The sequence below is a fragment of the Streptomyces sp. NPDC046335 genome (assembly GCF_055587985.1).
This window is the reverse complement of sequence record NZ_JBVJFF010000003.1, coordinates 298,315-322,673: the sequence shown is the minus strand read 5'-3', so window position 1 is coordinate 322,673 and position 24,359 is coordinate 298,315. Positions and strand designations below refer to the sequence as shown.

Genomic DNA, 24,359 nt, shown 5'->3' with positions numbered 1-24,359 from the left:
GGCTCGACGCCGGTCCCCGCCCATCAGTAGGCCCCCTGCCCGTACACCACGGCACGCAGCGTCTTCCACAAGATCACCGTGTCCAGGGCGAGCGACCAGTCCTCCACGTACCGCAGGTCGAGCCGGACCGCCTCCTCCCACGGCAGGTCGCTGCGCCCGCTGATCTGCCACAGGCCGGTGAGACCGGGCTTGACGAGCAGCCGCCGCCGGATGTCCGGGCCGTACGCGGCGGACTCCTCCGGCAGCGGAGGCCGCGGGCCGACGAGCGACATCGACCCGGTGAGCACGTTGAAGAGCTGCGGCAGCTCGTCGATCGAGTACCGGCGCAGCACCGCTCCCACCCGGGTCACCCGCGGATCCCGGCGGAGCTTGAACAGCAGACCGGCGCCCTCGTTGAGGCCGGCCAGCTCGGCGCGGGCCCCGTCGGCCCCGGCGACCATGGTGCGGAACTTGAAGATCGTGAACTCGCGGCCGTCCTTGCCGACCCTGCGCTGGCGGTACAGCGCCCCACCGCGGCTGTCGGCCAGCACGAGCAGCCCGACGAGCACCATCAGCGGCGCGAAGAGCAGCAGCAGGATCGCGGCGCCCAACCGGTCGACGACCCCTTTGACCGCCCGGCGGCCCCCGGTGAAGGTGGGCATGCTGACCCGCAGCAGCGGAATCCCGAGCACCGCGTCGACGTGCAGCCGCGGCCCCGCCACCTCCATCAGTACGGGGGCCACGACCATCTCGGCATCGCTGCCTTCGAGGTTCCAGGCCAGCCGCTGCAACCGGTCCGGTGACCAGTGCGGGTCCGGGGTGATCGCGACGACACGGTAGCCGTCGCGCTGGACGTGGCCCGCGACGTCCGAAAGCCGGCCGACGACCGGCACTCCGTCGAGCTGGTCGCCGTCGGACCCGAGACCGTCCGTCGTGCACACCGCGTCCACTCGCCAGCCGAGGTGCGGGAGCTTGCGGGCCCGGGAGATCAGGTCCTGCACGGTGGCCAGGCTCCCGGCGGCGAGCACCGGTCTCAGGCACCGCCCTTCCTTACGCTGTTTGTGCAGCCAGAGGCGGAGCAGATACCGCGCCGTCATGGTGAGAAGCCCGATCGCGGGAATCGCGACGAAGATCCATAATTTGATGTTGCGCGAGGTGAGGGCGATCCCGCCGAGCGCCAGTACGACGGCCGCCGTGAACACCGAGCGTCCGAGCCTTCGGAATTCCTCGGCGCCCTGACCGAGTACGGCCGGAGCCCACGCCCGGCTCATGGCAAGCGCTCCCAGCACGAGGAGCTCGGTGCCGAATGCGAGAATTCCCCATTTCTCGTGCCAGTTGGCCGCGTCCCTGGCCCCGAAGAAGCTGCCGATGGACGCCACCACTAAGGCGGTGGTCACCGTATCGCTGGTGATCACGGTACGGCGATATCGCTGTTCCCAGTCGATCGCGGGCCGGCTGATCGTCCCGTCCGCCAGGCGCCCGCGCGCCGGCGGAAACGGGCTGACTAATCCCCCCTGCCGCACAGAACCCCCCAGGTTCCCAGTGGTTCGACGTGTACGCCTAACACTGCCCCTCCCCCCGGGAGGCGCCCCCGCCCCCCGCACCGGTCCTCCCCCCGGGGGACCGAGTCCCCCGTGCCGCGCTGTTCTCCCCGCGGAGGGCCCCCACCCTCCGCACATGCCATTCCGGCTATTGCGGCGCTACTCGTACGGTCCGTTCCGGCGGCAGCGCAAACGCATGTCTGCCGGACTTCGGAGGTGTGCGGAACCTATCGAAATCTCGAGTGCTCCCCGCACCCAAGACCCCCCTTGAGCTGCCGGAGCTAAAGATCATTAATTGGTCGCCTCGTGCCCGAACAGCTGAAGCACGGTCAATCTAGACCATGGGGGCCGGGTATGGAGAGAGGATGTGTGGAATTTGTGCTCAAGCTTTGGGGCTCGCCCGGTCGGGCAAGTGGCGGCCCGGACGCGGACCGGGTGCGCCCCCATGGATGGGGACGCACCCGGTCGTGCGTTACAGGCAGGACTGCTGGCCGGAAGTGGCTAGAAATAGTGTTTGCGGCCGCCGACCGCGCGTCCGGTCGCGCCGAGGATCCACAGCACCGCGCCGACCACGACGAGTACCCCGCCGATGGTCGTCAGCAGTGAGATACCTGCCAGCAGGCCGATGATGAGCAGGATGGCGCCAAGAACAATCATTACGGCTCCGATCGTCAAGTCTTCCCGGTGCGTGGGCCGCCGGCTTCGGTGGGCCCACAGTTCCCGGCGGCGCTGATTGGGTCGTGCCACATCCGTGTGCCCTGCGCCCGGCCATTCATGCGGGTGCGCCGATGAGATGTGAGCCGGCGGACGGACCGGCGCGGGTTCCGCGCTCGCGCCGAGAGCAATGGCTACTTCGCTGATCCGGGCCTTTCGTGCTTGCCGGCATTGAAGCGCGCCTTCTTCTGACGATTCCCGCATGTGTTCATGTCGCACCATTTGCGGGTGCGACTTCGGCTGGTGTCGAAAAAGGCGGCCTGGCAGGTCGGCGATGAGCACAAGGCCAGTCTTCCGTCCCGTTCGCCCGAGATGACGCTGATCGCGTCGGCGGCGACAACGCCCAGGGCGTCCTCCACGGAGGAATTCGAGCCGAGCAGCCATTGCCGGTTTCCCTCGGGAGTCAAGACGGCCGCGGCCCGGCCCTGAGTGCTGCGGTCATTGATGACCTGGACAGCGGACATGGGGAGGGGGTCCCGGCGCGCGGCGGCTGTCGCGGCGGCGTGAATTGATTCCCTCAGCTCCCGAGCGCATTCGAGCTGGGCGGTGGTGCAGGAATCCACGGCGAGGCCATTCACCGCCAGCCAGTCGACGAGTCGGCCCGGTGTGGGAATGCGTTCCACGGCGTCGCCGCGACGCTCCGTGAGAGTCGCCGTGAAGCTGGTCGCCAGCACCTTGCCGAGACGGAAGTCGGGGAACTGAACACGCATGGAACCACCTTAGCCGGTTGCAGGCCCGCACCGAGGGCTGCTAGAACCGTCATAGCCGGTTCCAGTGTGCGGCTCGCGGCCTGCCGGACGCCGTGAGCCGGTCCGCCCGATGGCCAGGAGGTCTCATGTCGACCAGCGACGTACAAGCATGTGAATTCCACGCAACCGACGCCGACCTCGACGATCTGCGCGGGCGGTTGGCCGCGGCACGGCTGCCGGAAGCCGAGACGGTCCATCGCGCCGCGCCCGGCCCCGGCCGATGGGGGCAGGGAGTTCCTCTTGCCGACCTCGTGGACCTCGTGGACTACTGGCGCAGCGGATACGACTGGCGGTCGTTCGAAGCGCGCCTTGACCGGATGGGCCAGTTCCGTACGACCATTGACGGTCTGGGAATCCACTTCCTGCACCGCCGGTCCGCGCGCGCGGACGCCACTCCGCTGATCGTGACGCACGGCTGGCCCGGCAGTATCGCCGAGTTCATCGACGTAATCGACGAGCTGGCGGACCCGGAAGACGCGGACGCGCCGGCGTTCCACGTCGTGGCCCCTTCGCTGCCGGGTTTCGGTTACAGCGACAAGCCGGCCGCCACCGGGTGGGGGACCGAAAAGATCGCGGCCGCCTGGGTGGAACTGATGGGAAGGCTCGGCTACCGCAGGTTTCTGGCCCACGGCGGCGACTGGGGAGGCAATATCACCACGGTTCTCGGCGGCAGGTTCCCGGAGCATGTTCTCGGCATCCACACCACATTCGCGGAGGCACTGCCCGGGGCGACGACGGACGGGCTGACGGCGGCCGAGCGCGAATGGGCCGAGGAAACCCGCGATTTCTGGCGCCACCGCGCGGCGTACGCGAAGCAGCAGGCGACCCGGCCGCAGACCATTGGATACTCGCTCGTCGACTCACCGGTCGGGCTCCTCGCCTGGATTCTCGACAAGTTCGCCGAGTGGTCGGACACCGAAGACAGTCCGTTCGAGACGATTTCCAGGGACAGGGTTCTTGACGACGTCACCCTGTACTGGCTGACGCGGACCGGCGCGTCGGCAGCCCGCATTTACTACGAGAGCCACAATTCGCTCGACCCCGAGCTCCGGGTCGACGTCCCGTCGGCAATCACCATGTATCCCCGCGACGTCGAGAAGTGCCCGCGCGCCTGGGCGCAGGAGCGGTACCGGCAGATCGTCCGATGGAGGGCGCCCGAAGCCGGGGGACATTTCCCGTCGCTGGAGGTGCCCGAGTACTGGGTCAAGGACCTCCGAGAAGGCCTCGCGGCAGTACTGGCAGCCGGCGGTGTGGGCTAGTCGAGGTCGTGGTCGTCGATGACGTTCTGGGCCGTGTGCAGCAGTGGCTGGTCGTTGGCGAAGGCGTGGGCCCGCAGGCGGGCGAGGGCGTCGTCAGGAGTGAGGCCGTACTTCGCGGCGACGACGCCCGCGGCCATGTGCACCACCGGCGGATAGCCCTGCGGCCCGCTCGTCGTGGGCTGCGACCGGGCGGTGAGCACGTGCGGGTGCTCGTCCAGCGCGAGGAGGGCGAAGATGCGCGCGTAGGCCTTGGCCCGGGTCTTCTGTGCCGCGGTGAACGGGCGGGGCTCGCAACGGTAGACGTCCGTGGCGCCGATCGGAACGTCACCGACGGACAGGGGCAGGGCCAGCACGCAGCGGCCTCCCTGCTCCAGGACGATGGGAGCGTACGCGGGCCACCGGTCGGCCGCGTCGTTCAGGTCGGGCACTTCGACGACGCCGCGCTTCGTGTACGCGTCGGTGCACGGCCCCTCTCCGGCCACCAGCTGGGCGTCCTCCGCGAGGCGGGCGCGCTCGTCGGTGGCGCAGGCCAACAGCCGCAGCTCCCCGGCGATGACCAGGGTGACGCCCGCGAAGTCGACGTCCAGGTCGGCGGCGCAGGCCCGGCAGGCGGTCGCGAGCGTCGGGCCGCCGGTCGCGGCGGAGTCACTGACGTTCTGCCATGCCCTGGAGTAGTGGTCGTCGTTCACCGGCCGTCCCTGCGGAGTTACGGAGTACGTGGTCAGGGCCGCTGTATGGCGGAGGTGTCGAGGGTGCCGTCGAGGATCTGCCGGCACAGCACGGTCAGCGAGAGGCGATGGGCGCGCGCGTACCGGCGCAGCGCGTCGAACGCCTCGTCCGGTGTGGTCTGCCACCGCTCGGTCAGGACGCCCTTGGTCTGCTCGATGACGACCCGGCTGGACAGGGCGGCCCGCAACTGGGCCCGCTCGACGTTGCTGTGCACGATGGAGCGCTGTTGCAGTATGGCGATGGTCGCCACATCGGCGAGCGCCTGTGCCACCCGCGCGTCGGACTCGCTGAGTTTCTGCGCCCGGGTGTCGAAGAGGTTCAGCGCGCCCACGTTCTGCTGGCGCAGGCGCATGGGCAGGGCGTGTGTCGTGACGAAGCCCGCCTCCAGGGCCTGCTCGGCGAAGCGCGGGAACCCGGAGGTGTCCGAGGGCGAGGCGAGGGCGATGTTCAGCCGGGCGGCACCGCTGCGCTGGGCCTCCACGCAGGGCCCCTCGTCGACCTGGATCGCGAAGAGTTCGAGCAGCCGGGTGTGTTCGTTGGACGCCGCGATCAGCTGGAGGCCGCCGTGGGGATCGGTGAGCATGATGCCTACGGCGGACACGTCGAGGAGTTCGTCGCACCGTTCGCACAGGTGGTGCAGGAAATCGATCAGGTCGAAGTTGTCGACCAGCGTGTCCACGGCATCAAGCATGGCCGCCAACAGTTTTTCCTCGCGCGTCATGGCCCGTCAGTCCCTTCACCGGCAGCCGTTCCCGGCCCGGCCTCATCATCTCTGAAGCGCAGTCGTCTGGCCACCACGTCGTCGGCGACTTCGACCACGGAGCGTCCGTGGCGGAAGGCATGGGCTCTCAGCAGCAGAAGTGCCTGAGCGAGGGACACCCCGGCCTGCACGCTGACCACGCCCGTCGCCTGGTGGACGGCGGCCCGGTAGAAGTCCGAACCGTTCTCCGCCGCGGCGAACGCGTCCAGCGGTGGGCCGCCCCCCAGGAGGGCCGCGGTCAGCGCGCCCGCCACGATCCAGGCGTCGGTCATCCTGGCGTCCGGCAGCGGGCCGGGGACCGCGCACTGAAGCGTCAGGGAGCCCAGGCAGGCGGAGCCGACGTGCAGCGGGAAACCAAAGACCGCGCCGATGCCGAGTGCCGTCATCTCGGGCAGCAGCCCCGGCCACCGGTCGGCCGGCAGGCGCGGCACGTACGGTGCGAAGACCGGCGCGCAGGAGGCGGCCACCTCCGGGCCCGGACCCTGACCCAGGGTGAACTGGAGATCCTCCAGCCGGGCGCTGACGTCACCGGAACACCACACCAGTTCGCTCAGGCCGTCGTCGGTCGTCACCGACACGGCGAGACCGTCCACCCCCAGGACCCCGGCGCACATACGTGGATCGGCGCCGAGCAGGCTCCTGCCGCCCGGGACGGGACGGAGGCTCCCCAAGACAACGGCAAGGTCGTCGTCGGTCGGCATCTTCGCACCTCCAGCCCAGCCGCTTCGGGGAGGTCGACCTGCGGCGCGGGAACCAGTCTCGTGTAATGGCCAGTCTAGACAGCCCCCGCTGTCCGGCTTCGGGTAACCGGTGCCCGGCGAACACATCCCTACACCTGTGGTGGGAGCGCCCGCGGCGTAGACTGAAGGACCACGCTTCGCCAGGTGGCACCGGCCGCCGAGGGCCCCTCGCAGCAGCTTCGCCCGGGGCGGCGTCGGCGGTGGGACCCGGAGATCGGAAGGCCTCCATGGCCGCGCGAACACGGGCTGCCGCCCCGCCCGTATCAGCATCGGTATCAGTATCGGTGCGCCCGTTATGTCTCCCCGTCCGGGAGCGGCGGTGATCGCTGCCCGGTATGCAGGCAGGGCCCACCCGGCCCGTCTCATCAGCGAGGCGTGCCGCACGGCACTGCGCGGCGAGTACTCGGTGGGACTGACGCTGGCGGCCCGGCCCGCGTACGCGGACCGGGTGTCACTGTCCGCCGCGGGCCTCCTGGCAGGGCCTGGCGAATCGCTCCAGATCAGCCTGGGGGAGGGGCCGTGCGTCCAGGCCCTGAGCCGGCACGGGCCGGTAGCGGTCGACGACGTCGATGTCGCGGACGCGACACGCCAGTGGCCGCTCTTCGCCCTGCGGGCCAGGGAGCACGGCATCCGCGCGCTGTACGCCCTGCCCACGCAGGACGGCTCCGCATCCACCGGGCCGGCCGAGCTGGTGCTCACGCTCTACCGGGACCGCCCCGGCCCGGCGTCCGACGCGGACCTCGAAACCGCCCGGGACCACGTGGCCGCCGCCGCGCTCCTGCTCGTCTCACCCGCGATGCCGTCGCCCTCGTCGTCCACCGCGCCGAGCGGGGAGAGCCCCGACGACGTCTGGCTCGTACCGGGCCCCGCGGTCGTGCACCAGGCCATCGGCGTGCTCAGCTACCGGCACGCCGTCTCCACGGGGGAGGCCCTGGCACTGCTCCGCGCCCACACCAGCAGCTGCGACACGGACCTGCCCTCGCTCGCCCATGCCGTCGTCCACGAGAAGCTGGAGCTGCCCGGACCGCCGGGCCCGTCCTCTCCGGGGCCGTCGTGGACCTGACCGCGACGCCGTGAGAGGCCGGTGAGCCGCGTCGGCCAGGCACCGGCCGGGAGCGTCCTGTGAGGAGAAGAGCAACGCGATGCCCGAGGAACGCCCAGGCAGGCACGGGCCCGAGCAGCAGGCGCTCTTCGGGTGGGAGGAGGCCGCGCCGGAGACGACTGCGCACCGGACGTTCCGGGACAGCCCGGAGGCGCGGCGGATGCTGGACGTGCGGGAGGTCTACGCGGAGCCCGCGGCCCTCGACTCCCCGCGCGGCCGGCAGATCATGGCCCGGCTGCCGGGCGTGCGGGTGACCGAGGTCGAGGGGCACTGGCGCATCCCGTCCCTGCACGGCAACGACGGCAACATCGGGCGGTGGGTCCGCATCAAGACGCAGACCCTCGTCCTCGGGGTGAAACAGACGCTCACCACCCGCGTCAACGGCAGGTCCGCCGACTGGATCGCCCCGGGCACCTCCAACGGGTGCGCGATGTCCTGCGCCTACTGCTACGTCCCGCGCCGCAAGGGTTTCGCCAACCCCATCACGCTGTTCACCAACATCGAGGCGATCCTGGCCCATGTCCGGCGCCACGTACGCGCCCAGGGGCCCAAGACCACGCCCAACCAGTGCGACCCGCGGGCGTGGGTCTACGACTTCGGCGAGAACGGTGACTGCTCGGTCGACGACCTGGTCTGCGACAACACCGCGGACTTCATCGCCGCGTTCCGCTCCATGCCGACGGCCAAGGCGTCCTTCGCGACCAAGTTCGTCAACCCCGACCTGCTCGCGCTGGACCCCCGGGGGCGGACCCGTATCCGCTTCTCCGTCATGCCGCCCGACGACGCGAAGCTCCTGGACATCCGCACCAGCCCGGTCCCCGAGCGGATCGCCGCTGCCGCCGACTTCCTCGACGCCGGGTACGAGGTGCACTTCAACCTCTCGCCGGTCGTGCTGCGGCCCGGCTGGGAGCGGGACTGGGCCGATCTCCTCGACCACCTCGACGACGTCCTGCCCGCCCGGGTGAAGGAACAGGCGGCGGCCGAGATCATCATGCTCACCCACAACCAGGGCCTGCACGACGTCAACCTGGGCTGGCACCCCCGCGCCGAGGAGCTGCTGTGGCAGCCGGACATCCAGGAGACCAAGCGCTCGCAGAACGGGGCGCTCAACGTCCGGTACGCCATCGACGTCAAGCAGCGCTCACTGGCGCGCCTGCACGAGCTGATCGCCGAGCGAGCGCCGTGGCTGCGGGTCAGGTACGCGTTCTGAGGAGAGGGACGGGTTCAGCGCCGTCTTCGTGACGCGGGGTTCAGTGCACCCAGCCCGTGTAGCTGCGACCGCCCTGTGGTGCACCCGGGCCGGCGCGGTGGGGGGACTGGGGAGACTGCTGCGAGGTCAGCGTGGCGGAGACCGCTCTGACCAGCCAGGCGTTGACCGACAGCCCCTCGCGGGCCGCGGCCTCCTCGATCCGGGTCTTCAGCTGCTCGGGCGGCCGGAAGTTGATGCGGGACGTGACGCCGTCCTTGGCGCCGAGATCGGCCGGCAGCGCGGCGGGCGGCGCCGGAAGCGCGCCGCTGGAGGCAGGTGCGAAGCCGTCCTCGACGCCGGGAGAGGCGGACTCGGACGGCGGCCGCGTGACGACGAAACCGGGGTCGAGGCCGCGCAGCCGCACCTCGACGGAGCCGGGGGCCAGTTCGCGGGTGATCTCGTCAGCGGCGGTCGACAAGGCGTCGAGGAGCACCAGCCGGATGGCGGAGGACAACGGCGCGACGAGGCGTTCGGCGACCTCGCGTGTCTGCGGGTCCCCCGCCTCGGCCGCGATGGCCAGCTCCTGCCGCAAATTGTCGACATACCGCATGAGTTCCATGGCTCATCCTCACGCTGACGCGGCGCGAGGTGCAAGTTCGTCCGCGAGGCCGCGGGGGCGGGGTCTTCAGGCCGGGTCACGGCGGCGCCGGAGCCGGAGGTGGCGCCACAATGGCACATGCACCGAAACGGCAACTGCCGGTATGCACCGGAAGGTTGTCGGGGGCCATGGACTGCGATCACTTGTGAATGGCGCCACCCTCACGCCATGATGGCGCCACGAACTCGACGACGTACGTACGCAATCGGCTCACCAGGGAAGGCCGGCATGCCCACTTTCGACACTCCCGTACCGATCACCGCCAGGATCGAGATCTTCGCGGGTGCCATCACCGTCACGGCGAGCGGACGGACCGACACGGTGGTCGAGGTCCGCCCCGCCGACCGTTCCGACCCGGCCGACGTGAAGGCCGCGGAGCAGATGCGGGTCGACTTCGCGCAGGACAAGTTGCACGTCAGGGCCCCGGCGCAGATGCTCCCACGGCTCGGCACCCCGTCGCGTCGCGCCGGCTCCGTGGACGTGGTGATCGAGCTTCCCGAGGGCTCCCGTCTGCGGGGGAGCGCTTCCTCGGTGACGCTGCGCGGTGAGGGCCGCCTCGGCGAGTGCCGGTTCGAGGCCGCGCACAGCGACATCCGGCTGGAGGAGACGGGACCGCTCCGGCTGACCACGTCCCGCGGCGAGATCAGCGTGGCCCGGGTGGCCGGAGACGCCAAGGCCGTCAACGGCTCGGGTGGTGTACGCGTCGACGCGATCGACGGAGCGGCCCTGATCGGCAACGACCAGGGCGAGGCCAGGATCGGTGACGTCACCGGGAACATCCGCCTGATCGGCATGAACGGTGACTTCCACGTCGAACGGGCGCACGCGGGCGTCGAGGCCAAGACCGCCAACGGCAGCATCCGGATCGGTGAGATCAGCCGCGGCACGGTCGTGGTGACGGCCGCGTCCGCCGAGATCGAGATCGGCATCCGTGCGGGCACGGCGGCGAAGCTCGACGTGAGGACGCTGACCGGCACGGTCCACAACTCGCTGAAGGCCACCAGCGGGCCATCGGAGAGCGACGAGATCGCCACGGTACGCGTGCGCACCCACAGCGGCGACATCATCATCCGCCGCGCCGGCCCCGTGCGGACGGGGGAGAGGTGATGGCGGCGCGCGAGGGAGTCGTACTGGACGTCGAAGGCCTGCGCATGCGCTACGGCACGACCGAGGTCCTCAAGGACGTGAACCTCCGGGTGCGCGACGGCGAGGTGGTGTGCCTGCTCGGACCGAACGGGGCGGGGAAGACGACCACGCTGGAAATCCTGGAGGGCTTCCGCATGCGGTCGGCCGGCCGGGTCGAGGTGCTGGGCACCGATCCGGCGCACGGCGACGAGCACTGGCGGGCGCGGGTCGGCGTGGTGCTCCACTCGTGGCGGGATCACGGCAGGTGGCGGGTGCGTGAACTCCTCGCCCACCTCGGCATGTACTACGCCCGCTGTTCCACCGGGCAGATCGAGCGGCCGTGGGACCCGGACGAGCTCATCGCCGCCGTCGGGCTGACGGCACAGGCCGGCAAGAAGGTCCGCATGCTCTCCGGCGGCCAGCGCCGGAGGCTGGACGTCGCGGTCGGCATCGTGGGCCGCCCCGAACTGCTCTTCCTCGACGAACCCACCGCCGGCCTCGACCCCGTGGCCCGGCGCGAGTTCCACGGCCTCGTCGAGCGCCTCGCCGGCGAGCAGGACACCACGATCGTGCTCACCACCCACGATCTGCACGAGGCCCAGCAGCTCGCCGACCGCATCATGATCCTCAACGGCGGGCGGATCATCGCCGACGGCACGGCGCGGGAGCTCGCCGAGCGGATCGTCGGCGAGGACACCGTGCGCTGGTCCCGCGCCGGGCGCGACTACGTACGCTCGACCGGCGAATCGACCGAGCTGGCCTTCGAGTTGTTCCGGCGGTACGGCGAGGACATCACGGATCTCGAAGTCCGCAAGGCCACGCTTGAGGACACCTACCTCTCACTGGTGACCGAGAGCGGGCTGGGGGAGGTGACCCGGTGAACGAGACGGCACTGCGAGCGGGCTGGTCCCGCGGCATGATCGAACTGCGCCAGTCGTTCACCAACGGCTCGGACCTGTTCAGCCACTTCTTCTGGCCCGTGCTGATGCTGGCCGTGACGTTCTTCCTGCGGGACGTGTCCTTCGGCGGCAGCGGCTTCGAGCTGGGCACCCTGGTGCTGCCCGGCATCCTCGGCATGAACGCCGCGATGGCCATGGTGTCCATGAGCCAACTCCTCACCGCCGAGCGGGAGGACGGGACGCTCCTGCGGGCCAAGGCGACGCCGAACGGGATGCCCGCCTACCTCATCGGCAAGATCATCTCGGTGGCGGGCGGTGTCGTCGCCGACCTGGCGATCTTCCTCGTACCCGGGCTCTTCCTCGTCCCCGGCCTCACGGTCGGCAGCCTGAGTTCCTGGCTCACGCTGGGCTGGGTGCTGGTTCTCGGCCTGGTCGCCACGCTGCCGATCGGGGCGGTGCTGGGGTCGGTGTTCAGCAGCGCCCGCAGCCAGGGACTGCTCACCCTCCCGATCCTCGCCATGATCGGTACCTCCGGGATCTTCTACCCGGTCACCTCCATGCCGGAGTGGGCGCAGTGGATCGCCCAGGTCTTCCCCGTCTACTGGCTCGGCCTCGGCATGCGCTCGGCCCTGCTCCCGGAGGGCGCGGTCACTGTCGAGATCGGTGAGTCCTGGCGGCACCTGGAGACCGTCGGCGTTCTGACCGGGTGGGCGGTCATCGGTCTCGTCCTCGCCCCCGTCGTGCTGCGGCGCGTGGCCCGGCGCGAATCCGGGTCGACCATGGCCGAGCGCAGGGAGAAGGCCCTTCAGCGGGTCGGCTGACCGGCCTCACGGGCCGGTGGACGTGACCCGACGGCGGCCTCGGCGCCGTCCCGCCCCAGCCGGGCGAGGCGCCGCAGGGCCGGCAGCGCGTCGGCGAGCGCGCCGCGCTCCTCGGGGGCGAGCAGCGCGATGAGCGGCGTGAGCTGCTCGGCCCGTTCCCGGCTCCGCGACTCACCGACGCCGCGGCCCTTCTCGGTGATGCGCACGAGGACGGCGCGGCCGTCGCGCGGGTCGCTCGCGCGTTCCACGAGGCCGTCGCGTTCCAGGCGTCGGACGATCTGGGTGAGTCCCGGCCGGCTGAGCTGTTCGCTCGCGATCAGCTCGGTCAGCCGTTTCGGGCCGCCGTCGCGGGCGAGGGCGTCGAGCACCGACAGCGAGCTGAAGGCGTGGTTACCCCGACGTGGCAGCGGGATGTAGAAGCGGTTGAAGTCCTCGACGACATCGATGAACTGAGTCACATTCAGATGGGTTGCGGAGGCACGCACCCTGGGGAGCCTATAGCTTGCGGAGTGGCGATGTATTGATAACTTACACAAGTTGCTTATGGTGTTTCGGGTGGTCGCCACGGCGTGACGCGCCATGCGGCCGCCCTCTCCGACCGTCGAGCTCTCAACCGTTGTGAGAGGAACGCATGACTGTTCGTGTAGGTATCAACGGCTTCGGCCGCATCGGGAGGAACGTCTTCCGGGCGGTTGCCGCCAGGAACGCGGACCTGGAGATCGTCGCGGTCAACGACTTGGGCGACGTTCCGACCATGGCCCATCTCCTGACCTACGACTCGGTCCTCGGCCGTTTCCCCGAGGAGGTCACCGCCGAGCCCGGCGCGATCCGGGTGGGTGACCGCAAGGTCAAGGTCCTCGCCGAGCGCGACCCCGCCCAACTGCCCTGGGGCGACCTGGGGGTGGACGTCGTCATCGAGTCCACAGGCATCTTCACCAAGGCCGAGAAGGCCCGCGCGCACATCGACGGCGGCGCCAAGAAGGTGATCATCGCCGCGCCCGCGAGCGACGAGGACGTCACGATCGTCCTGGGTGTCAACGACGACATCTATGACCCCGAGCGCCACACGATCATCTCCAACGCCTCCTGCACCACCAACTGCCTGGGCGTTCTGGCCAAGGTGCTGCACGACACGGTCGGCATCGAGTACGGGATGATGACCACGGTCCACGCCTATACGCAGGACCAGAACCTCCAGGACGCACCCCACAAGGACCTGCGCCGCGCGCGCTCGGCCGCCGTCAACGTGGTGCCGACGTCCAGTGGGGCCGCCAAGGCCATCGGCCTCGTCCTGCCCGAACTCAAGGGCCGCCTCGACGCGTTCGCGCTGCGGGTCCCCGTGCCGACCGGGTCGGTCACCGACCTGACGGTCACCACGAGCCGCCGCACCACCGTCGAGGAGATCAACGAGGCGTACGCGAAGGCCGCCGAAGGCGCGTACAAGGGACTGCTCTCCTACACCGAGGCGCCCATCGTCAGCTCCGACATCGTCACGGACCCGGCCTCCTGCGTCTACGACGCCGGACTCACCCGTGTGATGGGCCCGCAGGTCAAGGTCGTCGGCTGGTACGACAACGAGTGGGGCTACTCCAACCGCCTCATCGACCTCGCCCTGAAGGTCGGCACCTCGCTCTAGAGCCTCTCGCGGACGGTCGTGGGCGGTCCCGGCTCCAGGCGTTGCCGCCGCAGGGCGTCGGGCCGGGCCGTCACGGCCGGTCCTGGTTGCCGAGTTCCGCGAGGCGGGAGAGCGCGGGGAGCGCCGCGGTGATCGCCTGCTGGTCCTCGGGCGTCAGTTGGGCGACGAGCGGGAGCAGCCGGCGGATCCGGTCCTCCAGGCGCGACGTGCCGACCTGCCGTCCCGCCTTGGTGATGTGGACGAGGACGGCGCGTCCGTCCGTCGGGTCGGGACGGCGTTCCACGAGCCCGTCCTGTTCGAGGCGCGTGACGAGCTGGGTGAGTCCCGGCTGGCTGATCTGCTCGGTCTTGGCGAGTTTGGTGAGCCGTGTCGGGCCGCGGGAGGTCAGGGTGTCCAGCACCGACAGAGTCGTGAACGACAGCGTCTGGAGCGCGGGCAGACGAATGTAGAAGCGGTTGAAGTTCTCGATCGCCGTGATCAGGGCACCCACGTCCAAGTGGTCCCGCGGGCTGTTGGTCTGCGAAGTGGTCACCCTAGAAAAATAGCGCACACTTATATAGTCTCGTTGATGCATTGGTGGTCGGCGCCTCGCGGCGGTACGCGGGCCGCACCAGACCTCCATGGCGCAATGGCGCGTCGGTCCACGTCAGTAGCGCAGAGCGAGGAATGCATCTATGCCTACGCGTATCGGCACCAATGGATTCGGGCGGATCGGCCGCAGCATCTGTCGCGCGGTGGCCGCACGGAGCACGGACCTCGGCATCGCGACTTCTCCATGAACTCGGCGCCGCCGGAGCCGCATCGCTCATCGCGGTAAAAAGCAGACACTGACGCAGAATTCCCGCCGCTGTCGATCCGGGGTGCTTTCAGCAGAATGCCCAAATCCTCGGGGAAATGAGCATGGCCACGTGAAGGAAATTCCGAGGTTACCGTTCGACAATCCGTCCATCATGGGCATCGCACCCCAGATGCGCGCACTCCAGCGGGAGGGACCGATCACCAGGGTGCGTACCGCCGGCGAGGACGCCTGGCTGGTCACCCGCTACGACGAGGTCAGGACACTGCTCGCCGACCGCCGCCTGCGCCTCAGCAACCCCGACCCGGAGCAGTCGGCCAACAGCGCCGCCAGGGGCTTCATGGTCGCGCTGATGGCCGGGGACGACTGCGAGACCGAGCCCGCCAGGCACGCGCAGATGCGCGCCCTGCTCGTACCCCTCTTCTCCACGCGCCGGATGCGGCAGATGCAGACCCGGATCGAGCACCATGTGGACGAGCTGCTCGACCAGTTGGCCGTCAGCGCTCCGCCGGTCGACCTGCACCGCGCGCTGTCGTTCCCGCTGCCGACCATGGTGGTCTGCGACCTGCTCGGTGTGCCGCTGGAGGACCGGGAGCGGTTCGGGCAGTGGGCGAGGGGCACGTTCGACAACAGCGACGACCAGCACGCGGCGAACACCTTCAAAAAGGTCGTCGACTACATGATGGAACTGGTGGCCCGCAAGCGGACCGAGCCGGGCGACGACATCCTCTCCGAGCTGATCGCCGCCAAGGACGGGACACTGTCCGACGAGGAGATCGTCCAACTGGGCGCCGCCGTCCTGCTGTTCGGCTACGAGACCACCATCGTCCGCATCGACCTGGGCACCCTGCTGCTGTTCCGCAACCCCGCCCAGCGCGCGCAGCTCGTCGAGAACCCCGGCCTCGCCCCCGCGGCGGCCGAGGAGATCCTGCGCCTGAGCGTCGGCGGCAAGGGATCCAACGCGCTGATACCCCGCTACGCGCACGCCGACATCGCCGTCGGCGACACGGTGATCAGGGCCGGGGACGCGGTGAAGCTGGCCATCGGCGCGGCCAACATCGACGAGCGGGCGTACCCCGACGCCGACGTACTGGACCTCACCCGGGACAAGCCCAAGTCGCACCTGGCGTTCGGGCACGGCGCCCGCCACTGCATCGGCCGCACGCTGGCCCGCATCGAGCTGACGGCGGTGTTCGAGCGGCTGTTCCGCAGACTGCCCGACCTGCGGCTCGCGGTGCCCGAGGAGTCGCTGCACTGGCAGGAACACCGGATCACCGGCGGGTTCGACGAAGTCCCCGTGACGTTCTGAGCGGCGTACGCCGGGCGTACGCCGGGCCGCCGATCCGCCCCGAGCAGGAACCTCCGTACTGAGCACGCTCCTTTCCCCACGCGCGGACACCACGAGGACAAGGAACCATGACGGACACTTTCAGCGACTACGTCGACTGCACGCCCCTCATCGACGACCGTGAGGCCCTCGACCGGTTCTACGACGAGCACGGCTATGTCTACCTGCGCGGCGCCCTGGACCGCGAACTCGTGCGGACCGCCGCCGAGCAGATGCTCGCAGGGCTGATCGCGCTCGGCCACGCCGCCCCCGGCACCACGCTCGACACCCTCGCCATCGAGTCCTTCGAGGCGGTCGACGAGGTCGCGATGCACGACCACGTCAAGTACGACGAGCTGTGGAACCACCCCTCGACCCTGAAGGTCTGGGAGAAGGTCTTCGGCGAGCCCGTCTTCGTCTTCAAGTCGACGACGATCCGCTACTACCCCTCCGCCGCGGGCTCCGCCGAACCGAGCTTCCTGACGCCGCTGCACCAGGACGGCTTCTACATAGGCCCGAACAAGGACTTCCGGACCGCCTGGATACCGCTCCTCCCGACGACCCTCGGCACAGGCGGCGTCGCCGTCGCCGACGGCAGCCACAAGAAAGGCCCGCGCGAGCACGTCGTCACCGAGAACTTCCGCCGCTTCGGCCACCCCGTACGCGGTATCCCGGCGGAGGAGTTCGGCGCCGACGAGCGACTGCTGTTCTCGCCCATGGAACCGGGCGACGTGATCATCTTCCACGCCTTCATGTGCCACAAGTCCATCCCGAACGTCTCGGTGGACCCGGCCGCCATGCGGATGTCGATGGACACCCGCGTCCAGCCCGCCTCCTCGCACCGCGGGTTCAACGCCCTGACCCCTTGGCCGGAGTCCGCGAGGGACCCCTCCAAGGGCATCCTGTCGAAGATCACCGGTACCCCGACCACCATCGAATGACCTCGTCACCCCCGCATCCGCCTCAACCGTCCCCCACCAACGCCCGGGTAGGCAACGCATGACGAAACGCGAGGGTCTCCCCTCTCTGCAGGGACCCAGCGCGGCACAGGAGCCCACGGCCGGCCCGAAACCGGCCGCCGCGGGGCTCAGCGGCATCGCCTTCGTGGTGGTGCTCACCGGATACGCCCTGTCCATCGTGGACGCCTCCATCGTCAATGTGGCGCTGAACCCGATCAGTGAGGACCTCCACGGCGGCCCCGCCGCACTGGAACTGGTCGTGTCCGGCTACGGCCTCACCTACGCCCTCGGCCTGGTGCTCGGCGGCCGCCTCGGCGACGCCTTCGGCAGACGGCGCCTGTACGCCTACGGGCTCGCCGCGTTCACCCTCACCTCGGCGCTGTGCGGACTCGCCCCGACCATCGAGTTCCTCGTCACGGCCCGGCTGCTGCAAGGCGCCGCCGCCGCGATGCTCGTACCGCAGGTGCTCGCGACGATCCAGGCGGCCACCGAGGGCCAGGCGCGCGCCCGCGCGATCGGCATGTACGGCGCGACCGCGGCCCTCGGCATGGTCATCGGGCAGATCCTGGGCGGACTCCTCGTCTCGCTGGACATCGCGGGCATCGGCTGGCGGGCGGTCTTCGCGATCAACGTGCCGATCGGCGTGGCCGCGCTGCTCGCGGTCCGGCGCGTCCCCGCGACCAAGGCCGACACGAAGCCGTCCTTCGACCCGAAGGGCACCGCGCTGTTCGGCGTCACCATGGTCAGCGTCCTGGCCCTCGTCGTGGCGGGCCCCGAACTGGGCTGGCCGCCGTGGCTGTGGTCGCTGCTCGTGGTCGCCGCGGTGGGCGCGGTGGCGCTGGCGCGGGCCGAACGCGGACTTGAGGCGCGCGGCGGCTCACCGCTGCTGTCCCCGTCGGTGCTGTCCCACCCGGGGATGCGCAGAGGGCTTGCGGCGATGGTGCCGTTCTCGGCCGGCTTCGGCGCCTTCCTGTTCGTCTACGCGCTGCTCGCGCAGGGGCACTTCGGCTTCGACGGGCTCGAATCCGGCGGGGGTCTCGCGCCGTTCGCCGTGGCGTTCTTCGCGGTGACACTGTTCACCCCAAGGATCGCGGCGGCCCTGGGCGCCCGCATCGTCACCCTGGGCGCCCTCGTCCAGGGCGCGGGCCTGCTGCTGCTCGCCCTGGTGATCGGCCTCGGCTGGCCGCACCCCTCACTGGCGCTCGTGCTCGTCGGGATCGGCCTCTACGGCGTGGGCGCGGCGCTGACAGGGCCGACGCTGTTCCGGATGATCCTCGCCGACGTACCCCCCGCGCAGGCCGGCATGGGCAGCGGTGTGCTGGTCACCAGCCAGCAGATGGCGACCGCGCTCGGCGCGACCGTCGGCGGGACCGTCTATCTCTCCCTGGCCGACTGGCAGTCGACGGTGTCGGCGGCCGTGTCCGTCCTCGCACTCCTGGCATGTTGCTCGGTGACCGTTCTCATGATCAGCCTGAAGCTCCCCGACCCCAGGTGACACCCGCGCCCGTGAACGGCGCGATCTGATCCAGACCTTCTCGTGGGCAACGGCGCGCCGTCCTTCGGCGTACCCGTGCGCAGAAGCGGAGACAGCCAAGTGCACTTACAGACAAGGGCAGCCGTGGTGACCGGCGCGGCCAGCGGCATCGGCCTCGCCCTCAGCGCCCGCTTCGCACGGGCCGGCGCCGGCGTGATCATGGCGGACATCGAAGGCGACGCACTGCGCCGCGAGGCCGCCGGACTCACCGCGCAGGGCGCCCGGGTCACCGCGGTGACCGCCGACCTGACCGACCCGGACGCCGTCGAACGGCTCGCGGACACGGCGTTCGGCCTGCTCGGCGACGTCGACGTGGTGTGCAACAACGCCGGGGTCCTCGGCCCCGTGGGACAGCCCCTGTGGGAGGTGCCGCTGGAGCGCATGCGGCAGGTCTTCGAGGTGAACCACTGGGCGCACGTCCTTGTGGCCCGCGCCTTCGTGCCGCGGCTCCTGGCGCGCGGCCGGCCCGCCCATCTGATCCACACCGCCTCGATGTCCGCCTTCGTCGTCGGCGCGGGCAGCGCCGCCTACGCCGCCTCCAAGCACGCCGACCTCGCGGTCGCCCGCAGCCTGCGCGCCGATCTGGAGGGCACCGGCGTCCGGGTGTCGGTGCTGTGCCCCGGGCGGGTCGACACCCCCATGGTCCAGGGGATGACGGCCCCGCGCGGCGCGGGCGGCGACACCTCGGTGAGCGCCGAGGACGTCGCCGAGATCGTGTGCGAGGCCCTCGGCTCCGACCGCTTCTACCTCTTCAGCAACCCCGACGCCCCGCCGCGGTTGCGCGATCAGTTCGACGACGTATGGCGTCATGTCCCCCTTTCGCCCCCTTCCCCCGAGGAGGAGCTGTGGCCCGCGCCGAAGGCGACGACCGTAGCGACGAACAACTGACCATCGACCTGGCGGCGGTGCGGGAGAAGTACCGGGAGGAACGCGACAAGCGCGGCGTGGGCCGCAGCTACCAGTTCGCGCGCGGTGACTTCAGCCGCTACGCGCGCGACCCCTACACCGAGTGGCGGGAACGCGAGCCGCTCACCGACGAGGTGGACGTCGCCGTCGTCGGCGCGGGCATCGGCGGCCTGCTGACCGGCGCCAACCTGCGCAAGGAGACCGGCCTCGACCGCATCCGGCTGATCGACGAGGCCGGCGACGTCGGCGGCACCTGGTACTGGAACCGCTTCCCCGGCGTCCGGTGCGACGTCGAGAGCTACATCTACATGCCGCTGCTCGAAGAGACCGGCACGATACCCACCGAGAAGTACTCCACCGGGCCCGAGATCTTCGCCCACCTCCAGCGGATCGCCCACCAGTACGACCTCTACCGCGACGCCCTCTTCCAGACCACCGTCACCGAGCTGCGCTGGGACGAGGCCGCCGAGAGGTGGCTGGTGAGCACCGACCGCGGGGACCTGATCCGAGCCCGGTACGTGGCCATGTCGATCGGTCTGATGCACCGCCCCAAACTCCCCGGGCTGCCGGGCCTTGAGACGTTCGCCGGGCACTCCTTCCACACCAGCCGCTGGGACTTCGGCTACACCGGCGGCGACAGCACCGGCGGCCTGACCGGGCTGAAGGACAAGAGGGTCGGCGTCATCGGCACCGGCTCGACGACCATCCAGCTCGCCCCGCACCTCGCCGAGTGGGCCGAGCAGCTCGTCCTCTTCCAGCGCACCCCGGCCACGGTCGACGTCCGCGGCAACCGGCCCACCCCGCCCGGCTGGGCGGACACCCTCGAACCGGGGTGGCAGCAGCGCCGGATGGAGAACTTCCACGCGCTGACCTCCGGCGTCCCGCAGGACGAGGACCTGGTCCAGGACCGCTGGACCCAGACCACGGCGAAGCTGGCCGCCGCGATCCTGCCCACCGGCGACACCGGGGGCGACCCCAAGGAGCGGGCGCTCGCGGCCGAGCGGGCGGACTTCCTCAAGATGGAGGAGCTGCGCGCCCGCATCGACGGCGTCGTCACCGACCCCGCGACCGCCGCCGCCCTCAAGCCGTACTACCGCGTGTACTGCAAGCGGCCCTGCTTCCACGACAGCTACCTCCAGACCTTCAACCGGCCCAACGTGACCCTGGTCGACACGCAGGGGCAGGGCGTGGAACGGCTCACCCCGGGCGGGGTCGTCGCGAACGGCCGGGAGTACCCGGTCGACTGCCTGATCTTCGCCACCGGGTACGAGCACGAGTTCGCCGTCCCGTACACCGACCGCGCCGGCTACGACATCGTCGGCCGCGACGGCACGAGGCTGTCGGAGAAGTGGGCGGACGGGGCGCGCACCCTGCACGGGCTCCAGGTGAACGGCTTCCCCAACTGTTTCATCCTGTCCAAGGTCCAGGCCGGCAGGCACGTCAACATCGCCTACATGCTGGGGGAGCAGACCCGCCACCTCGCGCACATCGTCAAGTGCGTCGAGGAGCGCGGCCACCGGGTCGTGGAGGCCTCGGAGGCCGGCGAGAAGGAATGGGTCGAGGAGATCCTCCGGCTCGCCAGCAACGACCTCGGCTTCCTGGAGAACTGCACGCCCGGCCTCTACAACAACGAGGGCGACCCGGGCGGACTGCCCCTGCTCAACTCCAGCTACGGCGGCGGCTCGGTGGAGTTCGTGGACATCCTCAGGCGCTGGCGCCGGGCGGGCGACCTCGCCGGCCTCGATCTGCGCTGACCACCCCATCCCTCTGTGAAAGGCGGCAACGCCCATGGACGTCACGCCGATACCCGGCGCCGCTCTCGGCGCCGTCGTGGACGGCGCCCATGTCACCGGCGACATGGACAAGACCCAGGCCGAGGAGATCTGGGCGGCGCTCGACACGCACCTCGTCCTGGTCCTGCGCGGCCACGAGACCCCCTCCGACGAGGAGTTCCTGGCCTTCGGCCGCCGCTTCGGGTACATCCCGAAGACCGGCCTGACCAGCGGCGCCCACCCCGACCACAACGAGATCCTGATCGTCTCCAACCTGGTGGAGGACGGCCGCAAGATCGGCGTCGGCGACGCCGAGTGGATGGGCTGGCACACCGACTACTCCTTCCGCCCCCGCGTCTCCCGGGTCGGCTTCCTGGAGGCCGTGGAAGTGCCGTCGTCCGGCGGCGAGACCCTCTTCACCGACATGTACGCCCTGTACGAGTCGCTGCCCGCCGAAGAGCGCCGCCTCCTGCACTCCTACCGGGTCCGCCACGCCCTGCGCACCGGGTACGAGGAGACCATCGAGGAGGAGCTCCAGGGCGAGGTGTCCCTCGGTGAGGGCACCGGGCAGATCAGGGCCGAGGACGGCACCTCCACCATCCACCCGCTGATCGCCCGCAATCCGCGCACCGGCCGCCGGTCGGTCTACGTCAGCACCCTGAACACCGAGCGGATCGTGGACCTCGCCCCCGACGACAGCCGCAAGCTGCTCGACGGACTCCTCTCGCACGCGGGCAAGCCCCAGTACACCTACGCCCACACCTGGCGGCCCGGGGACATCGTCATGTGGGACCAGCTCGGCACCATCCACGCCAAGCAGGCCTTCGACCCGGCCGAACGGCGCGTCATGCGCCAGGTCGTCGGCATCTTCGACGATCCCACCGACCCCTGGCGCGCGGAGGCCGCCGCATGAGCACCGCTCCCGCCTGCCTCCGCCACAGCCGCGTCACGATCACCCCGGCGCTGCGCGCCGCCGTCGACAGGCTCGACCGCCGCTCCCGTCACCAGGCGTCCTACCACTTCGGCTGGATCACCGCCGGGGGCGCGCCCACCAGCGCCGACGCCGGCAAGGCCGTACGCCCTGCGCTCGCGCTCCTGTCGGCCGAGGCGGTCGGCGCACCGCCGGAAGTCGCCCTGCCCGGCGCCGTCGCCGTGGAGCTGGTGCACAACTTCTCCCTGGTGCACGACGACCTGATGGACGGCGACGAGGAACGCCGCCACCGCCGCACGGTGTGGAAACTGTGGGGTCCCTCCAGCGCCATCCTGACGGGTGACGCGATGCTCGCGCTCGCCCAGGAGGTGCTGCTCGACACCGGGCTGCCGACGGCGGCGCCCGCCGCTCGGCTCCTCGCGCGCACCACCCGGCATCTCATCCGAGGCCAGGTCCAGGACCTGTCCTTCGAACAGCGCGCGCACGTCACGGTCGACGAGTGCCTCGACATGGCCGCGGGCAAGACCGGCGCGCTGCTCTCGGCGAGCGCCGCGATCGGCGCCGTCCTCGCCGGGGCGCCGGAGACGACGGTGGACGCGCTCGCGCTCTACGGCGACCACGTCGGCATCGCCTTCCAGCTCGTCGACGACGTTCTCGGCATCTGGGGCGACCCTGCTGTCACCGGCAAGTCGGTCCACTCCGATCTGCGCTCCCGCAAGAAGTCCCTGCCGGTGAGCCACGCACTGAACCAGGACGGCCCGCTCAGCGACGAGCTGGCCACTTGGTTCGCCACCCGCGGCGAACCCGACGAGGAGGAACTGCGCCGGGTGGCAGGCCTGGTCGAGGGCTCAGGCGGCCGGGACTGGGCGCTGGCCGAGGCCGCCCGGCGGATGGCCCTCGCCGAGGACGCGCTGCGCGGCGTCGAGCTGGACGCCGGCGCGCGGGACGAACTCCTCGCGCTCGGACGGTTCGTCGTCGACCGAGAGGTGTGAGGCCCCGCCGGCCCCGCACCCGCACGCCCCGCCCGTACCCGTATACGCCCCAACGCCCCACGCCCGCCCCGCTCCACCACACGTACGCGCACACCGCACACCCCACTCAGCACACCGCGGGCAGCGTCGCCCCGGTGCGTCCCCCTCGCCCCCACCCGGGCGCGCTCAGCGCCCTGTTCCGCAGCCCAGGGAGTATCCCCATGCCCCAGGACGTCGACTTCTCCATACCGCTGCCCGGCCGCCGCAGCCCCGACCACGCCAGAGCCGAGGCCGCGCACATCGAGTGGCCCCGCTCCCTCGGCCTGATCAGCACCGAGGCCGCCGCCGAGCGCCACCGCAAGGGCGGCTACGCCGACCTCGCCTCCCGCTTCTACCCCTCCACCAGCGGCGCCGACCTCGACCTCGGCGTCGACCTGATGTCCTGGTTCTTCCTCTTCGACGACCTCTTCGACGGCCCGCGCGGCGAGGACCCCGTGCGGACCAGGGAGCTCACCGACGCCGTCGCCGCCGCCCTCGACGGACCGCTGCCCGCCTCCGCCCCCCTGATCGCGCACGGCTTCGCCGACGTCTGGCGGCGCACCTGCCGGGGAATGTCGAAGGAGTGGTGCGCCCGCAGCGCCCGGCACTGGCGCAACTACTTCCAGGGCTACGTGGACGAGGCGCACGGCCGCCTCGACGACACGCCCTGCGGTTCGGCCCGGGAGTACCTCGCCATGCGCCGCCACACGATCGGCGTGCAGCCCACCGTCGACCTCGCCGAGGCCACCGGACACTTCGAGGTGCCGCACCGCGTCTTCGACAGCGCCGTCGTGTCGGCGATGCTGCGGATCGCCGTCGACGTCAACCTGATGCTCAACGACATCGCCTCCCTGGAGAAGGAGGAGGCGCGCGGCGAGCTGAACAACATGGTCTTCATCCTGATGCGCGAGCACGGCTGGCCCAAGAGCCGCAGCATCGCGTACATGCAGGACGAAGTGCGCGTACGCCTGGAGGAGTTCCTGCTCCTGGAGAGCATCCTGCCCAAGGTCTGCGACGCCTTCTCCCTCACCGCGGACGAGCGCGAGGCCGTCGAACGCTACCGCCTGGACGCGGTGCGCCCCGTCATCCGCGGCTCGTACGACTGGCACCGCTCCTCGGGACGTTACGACGCCGAGTTCGCGCTGGCCGCCGGCCGCCAGGGGTTCCTGGAGGAGCTCGGCAGCGTCCGCTGACGGCCCCGGCCGCCCCACCCCGTACCACCC

24 protein-coding genes are annotated in these 24,359 nt (G+C 70.6%); 15 read left to right on the top strand and 9 right to left on the bottom strand.

The features are described from left to right. Positions 1-23 precede the first annotated feature (23 nt). The 3 genes from ACZ6JY_RS08320 to ACZ6JY_RS08310 all read right to left on the bottom strand — a co-directional run bounded on the left by ACZ6JY_RS08320 (position 24) and on the right by ACZ6JY_RS08310 (position 2,944). The gene (locus ACZ6JY_RS08320; RefSeq protein ID WP_469193505.1) at positions 24-1,502 is read right to left on the bottom strand and encodes a sugar transferase; all 1,479 of its coding nucleotides are present in this window, start codon (positions 1,500-1,502) and stop codon (positions 24-26) included. A gap of 519 nt (positions 1,503-2,021) precedes the next feature. Continuing rightward, a complete protein-coding gene (locus tag ACZ6JY_RS08315) occupies positions 2,022-2,177 on the bottom strand; it encodes a hypothetical protein (RefSeq protein WP_447040533.1) in 156 nt (51 codons plus the stop codon). Positions 2,178-2,368: 191 nt separating this feature from the next. Next, a complete protein-coding gene (locus ACZ6JY_RS08310; RefSeq protein WP_469193503.1) occupies positions 2,369-2,944 on the bottom strand; it encodes a CGNR zinc finger domain-containing protein in 576 nt (191 codons plus the stop codon). A 125-nt stretch (positions 2,945-3,069) separates the two neighbouring features. On the opposite strand from ACZ6JY_RS08310, the gene ACZ6JY_RS08305 reads away from it, so the two are divergent. Next, the gene (locus ACZ6JY_RS08305) at positions 3,070-4,242 is read left to right on the top strand and encodes an epoxide hydrolase family protein (RefSeq protein WP_469193501.1); all 1,173 of its coding nucleotides are present in this window, start codon (positions 3,070-3,072) and stop codon (positions 4,240-4,242) included. On the opposite strand, the gene ACZ6JY_RS08300 is transcribed toward ACZ6JY_RS08305, so the two are convergent. The 3 genes from ACZ6JY_RS08300 to ACZ6JY_RS08290 are packed head-to-tail and all read right to left on the bottom strand — an operon-like array spanning position 4,239 to position 6,432. Continuing rightward, positions 4,239-4,931 carry a GAF and ANTAR domain-containing protein gene (locus tag ACZ6JY_RS08300; RefSeq protein ID WP_469193499.1) on the bottom strand — a complete coding sequence of 231 codons (693 nt, stop codon included), beginning with the start codon at positions 4,929-4,931 and terminating at the stop codon, positions 4,239-4,241. The genes ACZ6JY_RS08305 and ACZ6JY_RS08300 overlap by 4 nt on opposite strands. 32 nt (positions 4,932-4,963) lie before the next feature. Continuing rightward, positions 4,964-5,692 (bottom strand): GAF and ANTAR domain-containing protein, encoded by a 729-nt coding sequence (locus ACZ6JY_RS08295; RefSeq protein WP_469193497.1) that lies wholly within the window; start codon positions 5,690-5,692, stop codon positions 4,964-4,966. Beyond that, positions 5,689-6,432: an ANTAR domain-containing protein gene (locus tag ACZ6JY_RS08290; protein ID WP_469193495.1), complete on the bottom strand. Its 744-nt coding sequence runs from the start codon at positions 6,430-6,432 to the stop codon at positions 5,689-5,691. The genes ACZ6JY_RS08295 and ACZ6JY_RS08290 overlap by 4 nt, the downstream gene beginning before the upstream one ends. 358 nt (positions 6,433-6,790) lie before the next feature. Here ACZ6JY_RS08290 and ACZ6JY_RS08285 point away from each other — a divergent pair, with 358 nt between their 5' ends. Further along, positions 6,791-7,534 (top strand): hypothetical protein, encoded by a 744-nt coding sequence (locus tag ACZ6JY_RS08285; protein ID WP_469193493.1) that lies wholly within the window; start codon positions 6,791-6,793, stop codon positions 7,532-7,534. A gap of 79 nt (positions 7,535-7,613) precedes the next feature. Then, positions 7,614-8,783: a spore photoproduct lyase family protein gene (locus ACZ6JY_RS08280; RefSeq protein ID WP_469193491.1), complete on the top strand. Its 1,170-nt coding sequence runs from the start codon at positions 7,614-7,616 to the stop codon at positions 8,781-8,783. A gap of 40 nt (positions 8,784-8,823) precedes the next feature. Here ACZ6JY_RS08280 and ACZ6JY_RS08275 read toward each other — a convergent pair whose 3' ends face one another. Beyond that, positions 8,824-9,381, bottom strand: a complete 558-nt coding sequence (locus tag ACZ6JY_RS08275; RefSeq protein ID WP_469193489.1) for a hypothetical protein — start codon at positions 9,379-9,381, stop codon at positions 8,824-8,826. A 267-nt stretch (positions 9,382-9,648) separates the two neighbouring features. Between ACZ6JY_RS08275 and ACZ6JY_RS08270 the strand changes: the two genes are divergently transcribed. Genes ACZ6JY_RS08270 through ACZ6JY_RS08260 form a run of 3 tightly spaced genes read left to right on the top strand, consistent with a single transcriptional unit; the run spans position 9,649 to position 12,265 of the window. After that, complete coding sequence (locus ACZ6JY_RS08270; RefSeq protein ID WP_469193488.1) at positions 9,649-10,527, top strand: DUF4097 family beta strand repeat-containing protein; 879 nt, start codon at positions 9,649-9,651, stop codon at positions 10,525-10,527. Continuing rightward, entirely contained in the window at positions 10,527-11,426 is a 900-nt protein-coding gene (locus ACZ6JY_RS08265) for an ABC transporter ATP-binding protein (protein ID WP_469193486.1), read from the top strand. Before ACZ6JY_RS08270 ends, ACZ6JY_RS08265 begins: the two co-directional genes overlap by 1 nt. Continuing rightward, entirely contained in the window at positions 11,423-12,265 is an 843-nt protein-coding gene (locus ACZ6JY_RS08260) for an ABC transporter permease (protein ID WP_469193484.1), read from the top strand. The genes ACZ6JY_RS08265 and ACZ6JY_RS08260 overlap by 4 nt, the downstream gene beginning before the upstream one ends. Here ACZ6JY_RS08260 and ACZ6JY_RS08255 read toward each other — a convergent pair. Beyond that, positions 12,250-12,723 carry a MarR family winged helix-turn-helix transcriptional regulator gene (locus ACZ6JY_RS08255; protein ID WP_469193482.1) on the bottom strand — a complete coding sequence of 158 codons (474 nt, stop codon included), beginning with the start codon at positions 12,721-12,723 and terminating at the stop codon, positions 12,250-12,252. The genes ACZ6JY_RS08260 and ACZ6JY_RS08255 overlap by 16 nt on opposite strands. A 173-nt stretch (positions 12,724-12,896) precedes the next feature. Here ACZ6JY_RS08255 and gap point away from each other — a divergent pair, with 173 nt between their 5' ends. Continuing rightward, the gene (gene gap, locus ACZ6JY_RS08250) at positions 12,897-13,901 is read left to right on the top strand and encodes a type I glyceraldehyde-3-phosphate dehydrogenase (RefSeq protein ID WP_469193481.1); all 1,005 of its coding nucleotides are present in this window, start codon (positions 12,897-12,899) and stop codon (positions 13,899-13,901) included. Between the two features lie 70 nt (positions 13,902-13,971). Here the strand turns inward: gap and ACZ6JY_RS08245 are convergent, their stop codons facing one another. Beyond that, entirely contained in the window at positions 13,972-14,433 is a 462-nt protein-coding gene (locus ACZ6JY_RS08245) for a MarR family winged helix-turn-helix transcriptional regulator (RefSeq protein WP_469193479.1), read from the bottom strand. Between the two features lie 328 nt (positions 14,434-14,761). Here ACZ6JY_RS08245 and penM point away from each other — a divergent pair, with 328 nt between their 5' ends. The 8 genes from penM to ptlA all read left to right on the top strand — a co-directional run bounded on the left by penM (position 14,762) and on the right by ptlA (position 24,329). Beyond that, entirely contained in the window at positions 14,762-16,006 is a 1,245-nt protein-coding gene (penM, locus tag ACZ6JY_RS08240; RefSeq protein WP_469193477.1) for a pentalenolactone synthase, read from the top strand. Between the two features lie 107 nt (positions 16,007-16,113). Then, entirely contained in the window at positions 16,114-16,965 is an 852-nt protein-coding gene (ptlH, locus tag ACZ6JY_RS08235; protein ID WP_469193475.1) for a 1-deoxypentalenic acid 11-beta-hydroxylase, read from the top strand. A gap of 58 nt (positions 16,966-17,023) precedes the next feature. Next, positions 17,024-18,478 (top strand): MFS transporter, encoded by a 1,455-nt coding sequence (locus tag ACZ6JY_RS08230; RefSeq protein ID WP_469193473.1) that lies wholly within the window; start codon positions 17,024-17,026, stop codon positions 18,476-18,478. Positions 18,479-18,577: 99 nt separating this feature from the next. Next, the gene (ptlF, locus tag ACZ6JY_RS08225) at positions 18,578-19,405 is read left to right on the top strand and encodes a 1-deoxy-11-beta-hydroxypentalenate dehydrogenase (protein WP_469193471.1); all 828 of its coding nucleotides are present in this window, start codon (positions 18,578-18,580) and stop codon (positions 19,403-19,405) included. Between the two features lie 17 nt (positions 19,406-19,422). After that, a complete protein-coding gene (ptlE, locus tag ACZ6JY_RS08220) occupies positions 19,423-21,177 on the top strand; it encodes a neopentalenolactone/pentalenolactone D synthase (protein WP_469193919.1) in 1,755 nt (584 codons plus the stop codon). 34 nt (positions 21,178-21,211) lie between these two features. Continuing rightward, the gene (ptlD, locus tag ACZ6JY_RS08215) at positions 21,212-22,108 is read left to right on the top strand and encodes a neopentalenolactone/pentalenolactone F synthase (protein WP_469193469.1); all 897 of its coding nucleotides are present in this window, start codon (positions 21,212-21,214) and stop codon (positions 22,106-22,108) included. Further along, complete coding sequence (locus ACZ6JY_RS08210; RefSeq protein ID WP_469193467.1) at positions 22,105-23,118, top strand: polyprenyl synthetase family protein; 1,014 nt, start codon at positions 22,105-22,107, stop codon at positions 23,116-23,118. The genes ptlD and ACZ6JY_RS08210 overlap by 4 nt, the downstream gene beginning before the upstream one ends. 200 nt (positions 23,119-23,318) lie before the next feature. After that, positions 23,319-24,329: a pentalenene synthase gene (ptlA, locus tag ACZ6JY_RS08205; protein ID WP_469193465.1), complete on the top strand. Its 1,011-nt coding sequence runs from the start codon at positions 23,319-23,321 to the stop codon at positions 24,327-24,329. Positions 24,330-24,359 lie beyond the last annotated feature (30 nt).

Coding starts and splice junctions, on each gene's coding strand:
- ACZ6JY_RS08275 (WP_469193489.1), bottom strand. CDS start 9,381: ATGGAACTCATGCGGTATGTCGACAATTTGCGGCAGGAGCTGGCCATC.
- ACZ6JY_RS08290 (WP_469193495.1), bottom strand. CDS start 6,432: ATGCCGACCGACGACGACCTTGCCGTTGTCTTGGGGAGCCTCCGTCCC.
- ptlH (WP_469193475.1), top strand. CDS start 16,114: ATGACGGACACTTTCAGCGACTACGTCGACTGCACGCCCCTCATCGAC.
- ACZ6JY_RS08310 (WP_469193503.1), bottom strand. CDS start 2,944: ATGCGTGTTCAGTTCCCCGACTTCCGTCTCGGCAAGGTGCTGGCGACC.
- ACZ6JY_RS08315 (WP_447040533.1), bottom strand. CDS start 2,177: ATGATTGTTCTTGGCGCCATCCTGCTCATCATCGGCCTGCTGGCAGGT.
- ptlA (WP_469193465.1), top strand. CDS start 23,319: ATGCCCCAGGACGTCGACTTCTCCATACCGCTGCCCGGCCGCCGCAGC.
- ACZ6JY_RS08230 (WP_469193473.1), top strand. CDS start 17,024: ATGACGAAACGCGAGGGTCTCCCCTCTCTGCAGGGACCCAGCGCGGCA.
- ACZ6JY_RS08210 (WP_469193467.1), top strand. CDS start 22,105: ATGAGCACCGCTCCCGCCTGCCTCCGCCACAGCCGCGTCACGATCACC.
- ACZ6JY_RS08280 (WP_469193491.1), top strand. CDS start 7,614: ATGCCCGAGGAACGCCCAGGCAGGCACGGGCCCGAGCAGCAGGCGCTC.
- ACZ6JY_RS08305 (WP_469193501.1), top strand. CDS start 3,070: ATGTCGACCAGCGACGTACAAGCATGTGAATTCCACGCAACCGACGCC.
- ACZ6JY_RS08270 (WP_469193488.1), top strand. CDS start 9,649: ATGCCCACTTTCGACACTCCCGTACCGATCACCGCCAGGATCGAGATC.
- ACZ6JY_RS08265 (WP_469193486.1), top strand. CDS start 10,527: ATGGCGGCGCGCGAGGGAGTCGTACTGGACGTCGAAGGCCTGCGCATG.
- gap (WP_469193481.1), top strand. CDS start 12,897: ATGACTGTTCGTGTAGGTATCAACGGCTTCGGCCGCATCGGGAGGAAC.
- ACZ6JY_RS08295 (WP_469193497.1), bottom strand. CDS start 5,692: ATGACGCGCGAGGAAAAACTGTTGGCGGCCATGCTTGATGCCGTGGAC.
- ptlD (WP_469193469.1), top strand. CDS start 21,212: ATGGACGTCACGCCGATACCCGGCGCCGCTCTCGGCGCCGTCGTGGAC.